This window comes from Pseudomonas sp. JL2 (genome assembly GCF_031570495.1).
GTDB lineage: Bacteria > Pseudomonadota > Gammaproteobacteria > Pseudomonadales > Pseudomonadaceae > Aquipseudomonas > Aquipseudomonas rhizophila.
The window spans coordinates 1-13,876 of sequence record NZ_JAKUDH010000018.1; the positions used below are offsets into that span (position 1 = coordinate 1).

Genomic DNA, 13,876 nt, shown 5'->3' on the forward strand with positions numbered 1-13,876 from the left:
CCGAAACCCCTATCTGCTGATGCAGGTAGGGGTTTTGTTTTTGTGCCGAAAAAAAAGCATGACCTGAAGAGGTCATCCTTTTTTTGCATCAATGGTTAAGCCCCTGGGACCGGGCAGCTCAGATCACCTTCTTCGCACTTGAGGTAGGTCTTGAACGTCTCGACCCGGGCCTTGGTTACGGCTGTGGTGCAATTGCTGTGGACCAGCGGATAGACGCTACCCCCTTCGACTCCGGACGCAGAAAAATTGCATTCGGCGTCACGGAAGCTGATCCAGGCCCGCTGTGCCTTTACCAGTAGCTGCTTGGCCTGCGGGTCATCTTTAAGGCGTGCAGTGATCTGCTTGTACAGACTGTTCAGCTCGTCGTCAGCGGCTTTGTTCTCTTGGGCTGCGCACTGGTTCATTGCTCCCTGGGTGCTAGCATTGGCGCAGTCATCGGCTTGGACAATACTGATAAAAAGCAGCGGCGTCAGGCCCAGAAACAAGCGTGGGAACATGGTCGATCTCTCCTTGATGGGATTTCTAAATGCCGAAGGAGTGTACCCAAACGCTGGGTCGATACAACTTTCTGGTTGGCCTCGTGGTCTTACAGGCCTAGTGTTGAACACAGGAGGTGACTCATGCATTCATCTGATCGCATCGAAAGAAAAATTCTGCTCAAGGCGCCGCGCTCTCAGGTCTGGCGGGCCTTGGCCAATGCCGAAGCCTTCGGTCAATGGTTCGGCGTCGCGCTTGAGGGCAGACGATTTGTCGCGGGCGAGCGTACCCAGGGGCAGATCACCTATCCTGGTTATGAACACCTTATCTGGGACGTTGCAGTAGAGCGGGTCGAGCCGGAGCGGGTTTTTTCGTTTCGCTGGCATCCGTACGCCATTGAACCGCAGGTGGACTACTCTCAGGAACCCGAAACGAGGGTCCAGTTCGAACTTGAAGACATGGATGGCGGCACCTTGCTCAAAGTGGTGGAGTCGGGCTTTAACGGTATCCCGGAGGCGCGTCGGCTTAAGGCTTTTCGTATGGACAGCCGTGGTTGGGACGAGCAGATGGCTAATATCGAAGCATTCCTGGCCAAGGCCTGATCCTCAGTGTTTGAGCACTCTAAGGGTTTACGGAAGGGCTGCTATAGCGAATGTCTTACACGCCATGGTTGCTATATCGTCTGTTGCGCTTTGGATCCGATGCGTAATCTGTACTCAACCACTGAAGCACAGGGAGTGCTTCAGGATCAGGGACGATCGACCTTGCAAGGATGGCTATCGACAGGGAGTCGTGATGGTCTTGGAAAAACCCGCCTCGGCGGGTTTTTTTCGTCTGCAGAAAAGCCGACCTATCAAGCCAGGCGTTGCGCCATGGTGCGATCCGAACCATCAGCGGCAAGTGCCTGCCCAGGTGTGCGGTCCGAACCATCAGCGGCAAGAGTCTGCCCAGCTGTGCGATCCGAACCATCAGCGGCAAGTGCCTGCCCAGGTGTGCGGTCCGAACCATCAGCGGCAAGTGCCTGCCCAGGTGTGCGGTCCGAGCCATCAGCGGCAAGAGTCTGCCCAGGCGTGCGGTCCGAACCATCAGCGGCCACAGGCTGCTGATATCCGAGCGTTTGCGTAAAGAAACGGTCCTGCTGCTGGCTGGGCAGGGCAAAGGCACTGACGCTCAGGACGAAAGTGGTAACGGCGATCAAGGAACTGAAAGTTTTCATGGCGATGACTCCGGTCATATCAAAGGGGTTGAGTGCCGGGTCGTTCAGATGTCGCGATCTGCTGAACCCGTTGCAGCCCGGACGGTAGTCTTGCTGCATGGGTTCAGAGTAGGGGCGAGGAGGGGGACGCCGTTAGACGGATACTGCCCTTGGTTTGCCTGATCCTGTTTGTGTGCAGGATCAGGTGCGACTTACCTGCAAGACCTCGGCACGTAGCCGGGCGATGTCCTTGCTCGGCGAGGCCCCGAATAGACGGCTGTATTCGCGGCTGAACTGCGAGGGGCTTTCATAGCCCATTTTGTAGCCGATTGACGAAACGTCGCTGTTCTCCGCCAGCAGCAGCCGTCGGGCTTCCTGCAGGCGCAGCTGTTTCTGGTATTGCAGCGGGCTCATGGCGGTCACGGCTTTGAAGCGATGGTGCAATGCCGAAGGGCTGAGATTGATCATTTGTGCCAGGCTATCGATGCTCAGCGGCTCGGCATAATGGGTGTTGAGCCACTCGATTGCGCGACTGATACGGTGGGTTTGCGTGTCGGGGATGGCAATTTCGTGCAAGCGCTGGCCCTGGGCACCCCGTAGCAGGCGGTAGAAAATTTCCTGTTGGGCCAAGGGCGCGAGCGTGGCGATATCGTCCGGACTCTCCAGCAGCCGCAGCAAACGCAACACCGCATCGAGCAGCGGCGCGTCGATGCGGTCCAGGAATAGTCCTCGATCGGTCCGTTGGGCCGGTACCCCAATGGGGCTTGCGTCGGCGATCAGACGGCAGATCTGCGCCGGGTCGATATCCAGGCGAATGCACAGGTAGGGGCGCTCGGGGCTGGCTTCGATCACCTGACCCGCCAGCGGCAGGGTGACCGAGACCACCAGGTAGTTGAGCGAATCATAGACGTAGCATTCATCCGCCAGCCGAACCTCTTTGCGCCCCTGGACGATCACGCACAAACCGGGCTTGTGGATCGTGTGCAGGGCTTCGGTGGGCTGGTCGCTACGGATCAGGTGCAAGGTCTCGATGGCGGTGGGATGAACGCCGAATTCCGGGGCGAAGCGCTTCATCAGTTCCGCCAGTTCGGTGCGGCGCTGGTTGACGCCGTCCTCAGGCGTTACGTGTATGGACGTGGATACCGACATGCCGATCTATCTCCCTGGCCAAATGGGTGGACCGCGCTAGTAAAGCCGATTGTGCGTCCGGCGACCAGAGGCGGTTCTATCGCTACAGGATCGTGCAAGGGCGCAGGAGGATCCGGCTAACCCAGACACGGATCTGCTCCCTAATCTGGACCTGTCAAAACGCTCCCATCGGGGGGCCATACATCCAGACGAGGAAACCATCATGTCCGCTATTCAAAACAAAGTTGTGGTGATCACCGGCGCCAGCAGCGGTATTGGCGAAGCCGCCGCACGTTTGCTGGCCGCCCGGGGAGCGCGAGTGGTGCTGGGTGCGCGACGCGTCGATCGCTTGCAGGCGCTGGTGCAGGAACTTGAAGCCGACGGCCAGCAGGCTGCTTGCAAAGCCGTGGACGTGACGCGCCGTGATGATGTGCAGAGCCTGATCGACTTCGCTGTCGAGCGATTCGGCAAGGTCGATGTGATCGTCAACAACGCCGGGGTCATGCCGCTCTCCAAACTCGAGGCGCTGAAAGTTGACGAGTGGGATCGCATGATCGACGTCAACATTCGTGGCGTACTCCACGGCATCGCCGCCGGTTTGCCTTTGATGCAACGCCAGCGCAGCGGCCAGTTCATCAACATTGCTTCCATTGGTGCCTACACGGTCAGTCCGACGGCGGCGGTGTACTGCGCCACCAAGTTCGCCGTGCGGGCGATTTCCGAGGGGTTGCGCCAGGAGGTCGGTGGTGACGTGCGGGTGACGGTGATTTCCCCTGGCGTAACCGAGTCGGAGTTGGCCGAAAGCATTTCCGATGAAGGCGGGCGCGCCGAGATGCGCGAGTTTCGCCGGATCGCCATTCCCGCCGAGGCGATTGCCCGGGCGATTGCCTACGCCATTGAACAGCCGGACGATGTGGACGTCAGCGAACTGGTGGTGCGCCCGACGGCCAGCCCGTTCTGAATTGAATCGATGCGGCAGGAGATTTTTCATGTCTTGTGTGGTGAGGGGATAAAACCCCTCACCACTTTTTTTTGGGGGCCTGATTGGCGTTGATCGTTATTGCAGTGCCAATCGCGCCGCTGCCCGTTGAGTAATCTGCGAGCGCACCCGAAACGACTCTGCTGCGCGTCGGTTGGCTTCTTCCAGCACCTGGGTCGGCGCGGTCTCCGGGCCGCCGGCAGTGAACGGCGGGGCCGGGGCGTATTCAAGTTGTAGCTGGACCAGCTCGGCGGTGTCCTGGTCGAACAGTTCGGCCGCCAGGGTCAAGGCAAAATCTATCCCGGCGGTGATGCCACCACCGGTGAACAGGTTGCCGTCGCGTACCACACGGTCCTTGACCGGTGTGGCGCCCAGGGTTTGCAGCAGACTGTGATAAGCCCAATGGGTGGTGGCCCGTTTACCCTGCAATAAACCCGCCGCGCCAAGCACCAGCGAACCGGTGCACACGGAGGTGATGTACTGCGCGTGAGCCGCCTGTTGCTTGATGAACGCCAAGGTCTGCTCGTCTTCCATCAATGGCCCGACGCCGCTGCCGCCTGGGATGCAGATCACATCGAGCTTGGGGCACTTCTCGAACGTGGTGGTCGGTAGGAGTACCAGCCCGGTGCTGGCGGTGACTGGGGCCAGGTCTTTCCAGATCAGGTGCACCTTCACGTCTGGCAGCGAGGCGAGCACGTCATAAGGGCCGGTGAGGTCCAGTTGTTGAACCTGGGGGAATAACAGAAAACCGATCTGCAACGCCATGGCGCTTTCTCCTGAAGTGATGCCTGAGGGGTGGACGGTTTAACTTTAGGCCCGTAGGCTCTGGCGTATACGCCAATAAGCCCACGAATTACGCCAATATGCCAAATCCACCGAAAACCGTTCATGTACTGGCTTTCGCCAACGTGCAGGTGCTGGACGTCACCGGGCCCTTGCAGGTTTTTGCTTCGGCCAACGACCTGGCACGCCAGCAAGGCTTGCCGTTGCCTTACGCACCCACCGTGATTGCTGCCGGTGGCGGGGCGGTGATGTCGTCGGCGGGGCTCGCGCTTATGGCCGAGCCGCTGCCGAGCGAGGGTAGCGACACATTGCTCATCGCCGGCGGTTGGGGAGTGTACGAGGCGGCGCAGGACACGGCGCTGGTGGCCTGGGTCAGGGACCATGGTCTGCGCTCGCGGCGCGTGGCGTCGGTGTGCACCGGGGCGTTCCTGCTGGCCGCCAGCGGTTGGTTGGACGGACGCCGAGTGGTCACGCACTGGACCCGTTGCGAACAACTGGCCAGGCAGCACCCGCAACTGCGGGTCGAACCCAACCCGATTTTTATCAACGACGGCCCGGTCTGGACTTCGGCGGGCGTTACGGCCGGCATCGACCTGGCGTTGGCCCTGGTGGAGGACGATTTGGGTCGCGCCATCGCCCTGGAAGTCGCCCGGCAACTGGTGGTGTTCCTCAAGCGCCCGGGCGGTCAATCGCAGTTCAGCGTGACCTTGTCACTGCAGAATCAGGGCAGTCGTTTTGACGATCTGCACGCCTGGATCGCGGAAAACCTCACCCAGGACCTGGGCTTGCCGAATCTGGCGGCAGAGGCGGGGATGAGCGAGCGCAGTTTCGTGCGTCACTACCGCGCCGACACCGGCCAGACCCCGGCGCGGGCGGTGGAGCTGATTCGTGTGGAGACCGCGCGCCGGCTGCTGGCCGACACAGCACTGCCGATCAAGCGGGTCGCGGTGCAATGCGGCTTTGGCAGCGAAGAAACCCTGCGCCGCAGCTTCCTGCGGGCCATGGGCGTGACGCCCCAGGCGTATCGCGAGCGTTTCGCGGTCAGCCCTCAAGCAGATCCAGCAATGCCCTGAGCGTGGCCTGGGGGGCTTCCTGGGGAATGTTGTGGCCGACACCGGCGAGCACTCGACGCTCGTAGACACCGCTGAAATGTTCGGCGTCTTCGTCGAACTCAGGTGCAGGTCCAACGCCGTCATCGGCACCGCACAGGGAGATGCTCGGCACGCTGATGGCCGGTTGCGCGGTCAGTCGTTCCTCCATCCACTCCAGCGTCGGGTCGCCCGGTGCGTACATGAAGCGATGACGGTAGGAATGAATCACCACCTCGACGAAATCCGGGTTGTCGAAGGACGGGGCACTGAGGGGATACAGCGCTGTGCCGCGTGTCCAGGTCGGTGACCACAGGCGCCAGAGCAACTGGCACAGTTCGCGCCGGTTCTGTGTCAGGCCCTCGACGCCCCGGGCGCTGTGGAAGTAATACTGGTACCACAATCTGTGCTCGGTCTCAGGGTCCAGCGGCTGAGTCGATCGGGGAATGTCCTGCACGTTATAGCCATCGCCGGTCACCAGGCAGCGAACCCGTTCGGGCCACAGCGCCGCCACGATACACGCGGCCCGCCCGCCCCAGTCGTAGCCGCACAACCCGGCTTGGGGAATGGCGAGTGCCTGCATCAGGTCCAGCAGATCCTGGGCCAGCGCCGCTTGCTGGCCGGAACGCAGGATGCTCGGGTTATTGAACCGGGTCGGGCCGTAGCCGCGCAGGTACGGCACGATGACCCAATAGCCGCGCTGGGCCAAGGCCGGTGCGACTTCATCAAAGGCCCTGGGGTCGTAAGGGAAACCGTGCAGCAGGATCACTGGGGCGCCGCTGGCGGGGCCGTGCTCTTCGTAGGCGATGCGCAGCAGAGGCGTCACCGCGAAGTTGATTCTGGGCGCCTGGTTCATGTCGGTCTCCTGCACGGCTCGGTTGCCGTTATGCGGGTTCCTGATTCACATATTTGGCCCGATCCGGCGTGAAGGTCACGATCATGTTCGTGCTGGAGCAGGTCAGGGTGCGGTCCTGGGACAGATCGATGTCCAGGTCTTCACCGCGCAGGCCCTGCCATTGGGCGAGGTACTTGAGGCAGCCGAACTTTTCGTTTTTCTTCAGGCTGCGACTGACACCGCCTTTCCAGCCGAGCACCGGCAATTCACCGGCCAGGCAACGCTGCGCCAGATCGGGAAACTTCAGCGCCCGATCGCGGCCGATTTCCCAGCACTTGATCAGGCCCTTGTCCTGGCCTTCCCAGAGGTCTTCCCGGGTCAGGCCTGTTCGGGGCGGGGTGGTGATAGAGCGTTTTACATGGGTCATGTCAGATCCTTGAATCGGGTTTTATCGGGCAGCTCCGCTGCACCCTTGAGTGCATCGATCTTAGGAGGGGTTTACAGGGCTGGCAACCTGAAACCGGCGGCAGCGATAGATGGAGAAGTGTTGGTGCCCGCTTCTGTGGCGAGGGGATTTATCCCCGCTGGGCTGCGTAGCAGCCCCGAAAACGGTCAACTCGGTCTGTCTGGCAAAGTGGATTGGCCTATGGACGGGCTGCTACGCAGCCCAGCGGGGATAAATCCCCTCGCCACAAGGGTGTGGAGTTCCTACAAAAAAATAGGTGAACCGGAATTTTCCGACGAGTCGTGGCGGTTGCCGGTTCGGAAGCGGCGGGGCTAGGCTTTGCCGGTCGCTGCAAAATCAGCGACCGGGTTTGGTCACCCGTCCAATGTCAGGCGCACACGCGCCAACCTCAGCATGTCGGCGCTTTTTTGTGTGCTTGTCGGTATGCTTTGCGGTGGGCTGTGCGCGGGGCACTTTCGAGTGCGCCGGGTGCCTGACTTCCCGGTTGACCAACCTGCGTATAGCCCACCACCCCTCGTTTGGTCACGAGGTGAGTGGGCTCAATTTCAAGTCAGGAGCTTCACAAATGGTCAAGATCACCCCCAACCCTCCACGCGCCGAAAACCTGTCCGCCTACACCACCCTCGACACCAAAAAACTCCGCGAAGCCGCTGACCGGGCGCTGAATGTCCACTTGTCTCCCCCAGCCAAACCCGACACCCAGGACGGCCAGATATTTTCAGTGGTCCCCGGCCTCAACACCGAATCCGTGCTGACCAGCCTCAGCGAAACCCTGGCTTCGGCCAACGCCATGGTCAGTGACCTGGCATTCGAGCTGGAAGGTTCCCGGCGGCATGTTGCGCTGGGGATTCAGCAGCTGATTGAGCTGGGTACGTTGCTGGTTGACCGTGCGTTGGATGACATTGAAGTGGCGGAGCCTACGCGATAGTCATTGCACCCTGTCCTCTGTGGCGAGGGAGCTTGCTCCCGCTGGGTTGCGAAGCGACCCCCCTTGTGTCCTGGAGATTTTGCGCCTGCTGCGCAGTCGAGCGGGAGCAAGCTCCCTCGCCACAAAAGATTTATGTTCATTCACACGTGCAACTCACGGCTGCCAATGCGTTTTGTCCCCACTCAATTTGCGGTCCAGGAAGCTGGCGGCGCTGATCAGCGCCAGGTGGGTCAAAGCCTGGGGGGTGTTGCCCAGGTGGTAGCCGTGGCTGTCGAACTCCTCGGCGTACAAGCCCAGCGGGTTGGCGTAGCGCAGCAGTTGTTCGAACTCCAGCTGGGCTTTTTCCACACGGCCGGCGCGGGCCAGGCATTCGACGTACCAGAACGAACACGCGGCGAACGAGCCTTCAATGCCGCTGAGGCCGTCGACGGGGCTTTCGTCGTTGCGGTAGCGGTAGACCATGCCATCGCGCACCAGGTCTTTTTCAATGGCATCGAGGGTCGAGAGCCAGCGCGGGTCGCGGGCGCTGACGAAGCGCACAAGTGGCATCAACAACATCGAACCGTCGAGGGCGGTACTGCCCAGACGCTGGATGAAATGCTGCCGTTCCTCGTTCCAGAAATTTGTCCAGATGTCTTCATAGATGGCCTGGCGAGTCTGGTCCCAGCGGGCGAAAGGCGCGGGCAAGGAGCGTTTGACCGCGAGGCGGATGGCGCGATCGACGGCGACCCAGCACATCAGCCGCGAATGCAGGAAGTGGTGCTTCTCCCCGCGCATTTCCCAAATACCCACGTCTTTGTCCTGCCAGATATCACAGACCTGATCGACCACATTGACGACGTGTTTCCAGCCCTGATGGGAAATGGCTTCGCCGTATTTGTTGACCAGGTACACGGCGTCCATCAATTCGCCAAAGATATCCAGTTGCACTTGTTTGTAGGCCAGGTTGCCGATGCGCACCGGCTTGGCATGACCAAAGCCACTGAGGTGGGGCAGCTCGACTTCAGGTAGCTCCAGCCTGCCGTCCAGGCCGTACAGGATGTTGAGTTTGATCGGCTGATCGCAGCAGTCGCTGACCCGGCCCCGCAGAAAACGCATGTAGGCGTTGGCTTCTTCAACGAAGCCCAGGCGCATGAACGCGTAAACGGTGAAGGACGCGTCGCGGATCCAGGTGTAGCGATAGTCCCAGTTGCGCTCGCCGCCACGGGTTTCCGGCAGGCCGAAGGTCGCGGCGGCAAGGATGGCGCCGTGTTTGCGTGAGGTCAGCAGTTTCAGCGCCAAGGCCGAGCGGTTGACCATTTCCCGCCAGCGCCCGCGATAGGTGGATTGGCCAATCCAGCCGCGCCAGAACGCCAGTGTTCGCTCCAGGCATATTGCGCTGATGTCATCCTGAAGCCGCGGGTCGTCAATACCGCCCAGCAGGAACTCGGCGCTCTGGCCTTGTTCCAGCCTGAACTCGGCCACCGCCGCCCGGTCGTCCAGGGTCATGAGCTGATCGGAACACAAACGCAAGCCAGGTTGCCCCGGGGCTTCGAAGCAGATGTGATCGCCGTCACGATGTGCGCTGGTGAGGCTGCGGGCGTAGTCGTGGCGGACCGCGCAGCGCATGCGAAACGTCGCGCTGCCGACGGTCATGCTCACTTTGCGGATCAATACCGGCAGGTCATCCTCGCTGTCGCCGATGGGCAGCAGGTCGGTGATTTCCACCACGGCGTCATCACTCAGCCAGCGGGTTTGCAGTACGTTGGTGTCAGGCAGGTAGATCTGCTGACGACGGGCGTGGGGCAGGTCCGGGGCCAGTTGAAAGATCCCCGCGTCCGGCGTGTCCAGCAGCGAGCAGAAAATTGATGGGCTGTCGAATTCCGGCCAGCAGAAAAAGTCGACACTGCCTCGGTCATTCACCAGCGCAGCACTGCGCATGTCGCCGATGATGCCGTGGTTCTCGATAGGGCTTTGGGTTTCGTGATAGTCAGCCATTGCCGTGGAACCCCGGATAGAGGCTCATCCCGCCATCGATGAACAACGTGGTGCCTACCACGTAATCGGACAAGTCCGACGCCAGCCAGACCACCGCGTTGGCGACATCTTCCACATCGCCGATACGCCCGTAAGGAATCAGCTCCAGCAATTTCTGCTCCTGTTCGCCTTCAGTGACCTCGCGGTTGATGGCCGTGCGGATCGCGCCGGGCGCGATGCTGTTGATGCGGATGCGCTGGTGGCTGATTTCCTGGGCCAGACTCTGCATCAGCAGATGGACGCCGCCCTTGGAGGCAGCGTAGTTGATGTGACCGGCCCAGGGGATGCGCTGGTGCACTGAGCTCATGTGGATGATTTTGCCGGCAGCCCGGGACACGCCTTGGCGAATGCCCTGCTGGTTGAAAATCCGCAGGGCGGCGCGAGCGCAGAGGAATTGGCCGGTCAGGTTGGTGCCGATCACGGTGTTCCAGTCCTCCAGGCTCATGTCGACGGCGGCGGCGTCTTTTTGCAGGCCGGAGTTGGCCACCAGGATGTCCAGCGTGCCAAAGGCTTCGACAGTCTGGGCGAACAGTCGCTCGACATCCGGCTCCTTCGACACATCGGCACCGACGGCGATGGCGCGTCCACCGTTGGCGTTGATTTCACGGGCCAGGTCTTGCGCCGGGCCGGCGCTGGAGTGGTAGTTGAGCACCACCGCGGCACCGGCGTCTGCCAATGCCCTGGCCGCGCCTGCACCAATGCCGGAACTGGCGCCGGTGACCAGGGCAACCTGTCGGGCGAGGGATATCTGCATGGTCTAGCACCTTGAGTTGAGGGCTTTACCTGCTGACTGGTATGAGGTGCGTGGAGTTCATTTGGGTGAAGCGATCTTCACAAAGGCAGCTCGCCTCAAGTCAGCGCTCACCAACCCCGCCCCGAATTCACCCAGAAGTTCACTGACAACGAAGTGGACACCGACTCCACCTGATGGAACCAGCCTTCAGGCAGGAACAGCAGATCCCCGGCCTCCAGCGTCACCCGCAGGAAGGTCACGTCACGGGCGCGGGGGAAGCGCTGATAGTCCGGCGCGTCCGGGTTGAAATCGCAACCGTCCAGGCCGCCTTGGGGCGCCGTGGACCAGGTGCCGAGGGCTTCTCGGTGATGGGGGGCGGCGAGGGTGAAGATTTTCTGGCCCCAGACCTGGGCGAACAGGTTGTCGGTGTCGTCGCGGTGCAGCGGGGTGAGGGTGCCCTTTGGGCCGATCCAGATGCGTGGCGGGATGAACAGCGACGGGTCGAAGTAGGGCGGGTAGTTGATTTGCTCCATCAATTGCGCCGGCAGGATGTTGTTGCCCATGTAGGCTGGCGGCTCACCATCGGCGCCCTTGACCGCCGGGCTGTCCAGAGAAGTAATGAAATCGGCCATGGACGTGGAGCGGAAGTCCCGCTCGGTGGAGAAGGTTTTCTTCACGTAGTCGCCGTGGCGGGTGATGCCTTGCAGCTCGGCAAAATGCACCAGGGATTCTTCGCGACTGAGCTTGAACAACGGCCAGTCCTGCAAGGCATTGCTGATGACCACCGGAATGCCATGGGGCAGGTAGCGCGCTTGAAACGCTTGCACCGACAGCTCGCTGCGCGGGCGACGCTCCACGCTGCGCTGGGTCGGCAGGCTGGCGGTGAGCTTTTCGCTGAAGCGCGGCGGGGTGGGGTAGCGCTTGTTCATGTCGACCTTTTCCACCGCGCCACCGCCGTGGCGGGCATGCTCGATGATCTGCGGCAACAATGTCGCCAGGCCCATGTTGCCGCCGATCTTCAGGCGTCCGCTGGCAAACAGCTCCTCGACATTGGCCAGGCCGGCCATGATCCCGAGAAAGTCCTTTTCCGCCACTTCAATGGTCACGTCGGGGCTGCTGTGGCGACCGGCCTGGGTGCGGCTGCTGGTTCTGACCTCCGACCAGTACGCCTGCTGGGGGCCGAACACGAATTGGAAAACACCTTCGATACCAACGGCGCCCGCGTTGGCGAACAGTTTGCCCAGAATGGTTTGCAGGTCCACGGCGGTCACTCTTGTGGGTTTTGGTCTGAGCAGGTAACGAGGGCCGGGACCGGAAATTTAACCCTCGCTGCTCTAGCGGGTCGCGACCATGAACACACGGGGAAATGGCAGCAGCACCGTTCCATCGTCCATGGCCGGATAAGCCTGTTCAACGGCGTTGAGATACTGTTGCAGGTATTGCCCGCGTTGCACCTCATCCAGCGGGTCGAGAAACGGCCGCAAGCCGCTGCCCTTGAACCACTCCACCACGCCGGCGGCGCCCCCGGCCAGCGGGTGATGGTAGGTGGTGCGCCACACATCGACGCGGGTGCAATGGGGCTTGAGGATCGAGTAGTACAGGCTGGCATCGGCCACTTCCGTGCGCGTATCGGCGGCTCCGGCCAGTAGGCTGGCCCAGGGCCCATTGGCGGCGATTTCCCGCATCAAGCGGTGGGACGGCTGGTGCAGGGTGTCGGGCATCTGGATCGCCAGGTTGCCACCCTCGGCCAGTTTGCTGACCAGTGACGGCAGCAGGGTTGCGTGGTCGGGCAGCCATTGCAGCACCGCGTTGGCGAAGATCACATCGAAGGGACCAGGTTCGTCCCATTGGCCGATGTCTGCGGTGTCGAACGCCACTTCGGGCAGGCGCTGGCGGGCGGCCTGTATCATGTCGCTGGAACTGTCCAGGCCACGCACCGTTGCCCCGGGAAAGTGTTCCACCAATAGTTCTGTGGAATTGCCGGGGCCGCACCCCAGGTCGATCACCGAGCGCGCCTGCCCCGGCGGGATGGCCGCCAGCAGGTCCCGGGCCGGACGGGTGCGTTCTTGTTCAAACCTGACGTATTGCTTGGCAGACCAGGTCATGGCGTTCTCCTTTGCGATGGGGCTAGCCGAGATGCCGCCAGTATAGGGGGCGTGTGAGGCCATGGGGCAGGTACGGCGACGCTGACTAATTCAGACTGTTGCCAGTTCGTTATCTTCCATACACAACGGATCGGAGAAAACCGCAGTGACCCAACTGACCTTGCTATGCCTGCCGTATTCCGGCGCCAGCGCCATGGTTTACAGCCGCTGGCGGCGCAAGGTGCCGCAATGGCTGCAGGTGCAGCCGGTTGAGCTGCCAGGGCGCGGGGCGCGTTTCGGCGAGCCGCTGCACACCGACATGGGCCCGCTGGCGATGCAACTGGCCCGGGAACTGCGCCCCACGCTCCAGGCCCCTTATGCGCTGTTCGGCCACAGCCTGGGCGCATTGCTGGCCTGCGAAATCGCCCATGCCTTGCGCGAGCTGGGTTGCCCGGAACCGGTAGCGCTGTTCGCCTCGGGCACCGCGGCGCCGACGATGCGCGCCGATTACGACCGCGGTTTTGCCACGCCGAAAACCGATACCCAATTGATCGAACAACTGCGCACTCTCAATGGCACCAGCGAAGAAGTCCTGGCCAATGAAGAATTGATGGCCCTGACCTTGCCTGTGCTGCGGGCGGATTTTCTGCTGTGCGGGCGCTTCCAGCCGCGAACCCGAACGCCGCTCAAATGCCCGGTACACGTGCTCGGCGGCACCACCGACAAGGCCAGCACCGAGCAACTGATTGGCTGGAGCCGGGAAACCTCCGGCAGCTTTTCGGTGGACATGCTGGCGGGCGGACACTTTTTTATCCATGAGCACGAGGCCAGGGTGCTGCGCCTGATCAAGGATCAGTTGAGCGTGCATCATCGACGACATGGGTTGGCAATCAGCGCCTGATGCACTGATTCACAAACAATCTGCTTTTGTGGCGAGGGAGCTTGCTCCCGCTGGGTTGCGAAGCGACCCCTGCCAGGCGCCGGTTCTTTTGCGGCCGGGAGCTTCTGCGACTGCTGCGCAGTCGAGCGGGAGCAAGCTCCCTCGCCACGGATTTCCCTCTTTCCTGACCTCTATTCTCAAGCGCTAATTTTTCCGGTCTGCATTCGTTTTATAGGGACGACATGCCTTTGTGCCTTGTGCCCACTGATTCCGGATACCCAGAA

General features: G+C 61.6%; 15 protein-coding genes. 5 read left to right on the plus strand and 10 right to left on the minus strand.

What is annotated here, in order from left to right:
- Positions 1-95: 95 nt before the first annotated feature.
- Positions 96-497 (minus strand): lysozyme inhibitor LprI family protein, encoded by a 402-nt coding sequence (locus MKS85_RS20765; RefSeq protein ID WP_188251399.1) that lies wholly within the window; start codon positions 495-497, stop codon positions 96-98.
- Between the two features lie 123 nt (positions 498-620).
- Between MKS85_RS20765 and MKS85_RS20770 the strand changes: the two genes are divergently transcribed.
- Positions 621-1,079, plus strand: coding sequence for an SRPBCC family protein (locus MKS85_RS20770; protein ID WP_047230567.1), 459 nt, complete (start codon positions 621-623; stop codon positions 1,077-1,079).
- 251 nt (positions 1,080-1,330) lie between these two features.
- Here MKS85_RS20770 and MKS85_RS20775 read toward each other — a convergent pair whose 3' ends face one another.
- Complete coding sequence (locus MKS85_RS20775; RefSeq protein WP_409078023.1) at positions 1,331-1,711, minus strand: hypothetical protein; 381 nt, start codon at positions 1,709-1,711, stop codon at positions 1,331-1,333.
- Positions 1,712-1,873: 162 nt separating this feature from the next.
- Positions 1,874-2,821 (minus strand): AraC family transcriptional regulator, encoded by a 948-nt coding sequence (locus tag MKS85_RS20780; protein WP_188251397.1) that lies wholly within the window; start codon positions 2,819-2,821, stop codon positions 1,874-1,876.
- Positions 2,822-3,023: 202 nt separating this feature from the next.
- Here MKS85_RS20780 and MKS85_RS20785 point away from each other — a divergent pair, with 202 nt between their 5' ends.
- Positions 3,024-3,761 carry an SDR family oxidoreductase gene (locus MKS85_RS20785; protein WP_047230449.1) on the plus strand — a complete coding sequence of 246 codons (738 nt, stop codon included), beginning with the start codon at positions 3,024-3,026 and terminating at the stop codon, positions 3,759-3,761.
- A gap of 96 nt (positions 3,762-3,857) precedes the next feature.
- On the opposite strand, the gene inhA is transcribed toward MKS85_RS20785, so the two are convergent.
- The gene (gene inhA / locus MKS85_RS20790) at positions 3,858-4,544 is read right to left on the minus strand and encodes an isonitrile hydratase (protein WP_047230450.1); all 687 of its coding nucleotides are present in this window, start codon (positions 4,542-4,544) and stop codon (positions 3,858-3,860) included.
- Between the two features lie 98 nt (positions 4,545-4,642).
- On the opposite strand from inhA, the gene MKS85_RS20795 reads away from it, so the two are divergent.
- On the plus strand, positions 4,643-5,635 hold the full coding sequence (locus tag MKS85_RS20795) for a GlxA family transcriptional regulator (RefSeq protein WP_188251395.1): 993 nt from the start codon (positions 4,643-4,645) through the stop codon (positions 5,633-5,635).
- On the opposite strand, the gene MKS85_RS20800 is transcribed toward MKS85_RS20795, so the two are convergent.
- Both MKS85_RS20800 and MKS85_RS20805 read right to left on the minus strand, forming a co-directional pair.
- The gene (locus MKS85_RS20800; RefSeq protein ID WP_188251394.1) at positions 5,604-6,506 is read right to left on the minus strand and encodes an alpha/beta fold hydrolase; all 903 of its coding nucleotides are present in this window, start codon (positions 6,504-6,506) and stop codon (positions 5,604-5,606) included. The two genes, MKS85_RS20795 and MKS85_RS20800, sit on opposite strands and share 32 nt — an antisense overlap.
- Before the next feature lie 28 nt (positions 6,507-6,534).
- On the minus strand, positions 6,535-6,912 hold the full coding sequence (locus tag MKS85_RS20805; RefSeq protein WP_047230453.1) for a hypothetical protein: 378 nt from the start codon (positions 6,910-6,912) through the stop codon (positions 6,535-6,537).
- 604 nt (positions 6,913-7,516) lie between these two features.
- Here MKS85_RS20805 and MKS85_RS20810 point away from each other — a divergent pair.
- Entirely contained in the window at positions 7,517-7,879 is a 363-nt protein-coding gene (locus MKS85_RS20810) for a DUF6124 family protein (RefSeq protein WP_188251393.1), read from the plus strand.
- A gap of 153 nt (positions 7,880-8,032) precedes the next feature.
- Here the strand turns inward: MKS85_RS20810 and MKS85_RS20815 are convergent, their stop codons facing one another.
- From MKS85_RS20815 to tam, 4 genes are all read right to left on the minus strand, one after another.
- Positions 8,033-9,856 carry a glycoside hydrolase family 15 protein gene (locus tag MKS85_RS20815; protein WP_188251392.1) on the minus strand — a complete coding sequence of 608 codons (1,824 nt, stop codon included), beginning with the start codon at positions 9,854-9,856 and terminating at the stop codon, positions 8,033-8,035.
- Positions 9,849-10,649, minus strand: coding sequence for a glucose 1-dehydrogenase (locus MKS85_RS20820; protein ID WP_076383881.1), 801 nt, complete (start codon positions 10,647-10,649; stop codon positions 9,849-9,851). Before MKS85_RS20820 ends, MKS85_RS20815 begins: the two co-directional genes overlap by 8 nt.
- A 107-nt stretch (positions 10,650-10,756) precedes the next feature.
- Positions 10,757-11,890 (minus strand): cupin-like domain-containing protein, encoded by a 1,134-nt coding sequence (locus tag MKS85_RS20825; protein ID WP_188251391.1) that lies wholly within the window; start codon positions 11,888-11,890, stop codon positions 10,757-10,759.
- Positions 11,891-11,962: 72 nt separating this feature from the next.
- Positions 11,963-12,733 carry a trans-aconitate 2-methyltransferase gene (tam, locus tag MKS85_RS20830; RefSeq protein WP_188251390.1) on the minus strand — a complete coding sequence of 257 codons (771 nt, stop codon included), beginning with the start codon at positions 12,731-12,733 and terminating at the stop codon, positions 11,963-11,965.
- 145 nt (positions 12,734-12,878) lie between these two features.
- Here tam and MKS85_RS20835 point away from each other — a divergent pair, with 145 nt between their 5' ends.
- The gene (locus MKS85_RS20835) at positions 12,879-13,613 is read left to right on the plus strand and encodes a thioesterase II family protein (RefSeq protein ID WP_188251389.1); all 735 of its coding nucleotides are present in this window, start codon (positions 12,879-12,881) and stop codon (positions 13,611-13,613) included.
- The last annotated feature ends 263 nt before the right edge of the window (positions 13,614-13,876 follow it).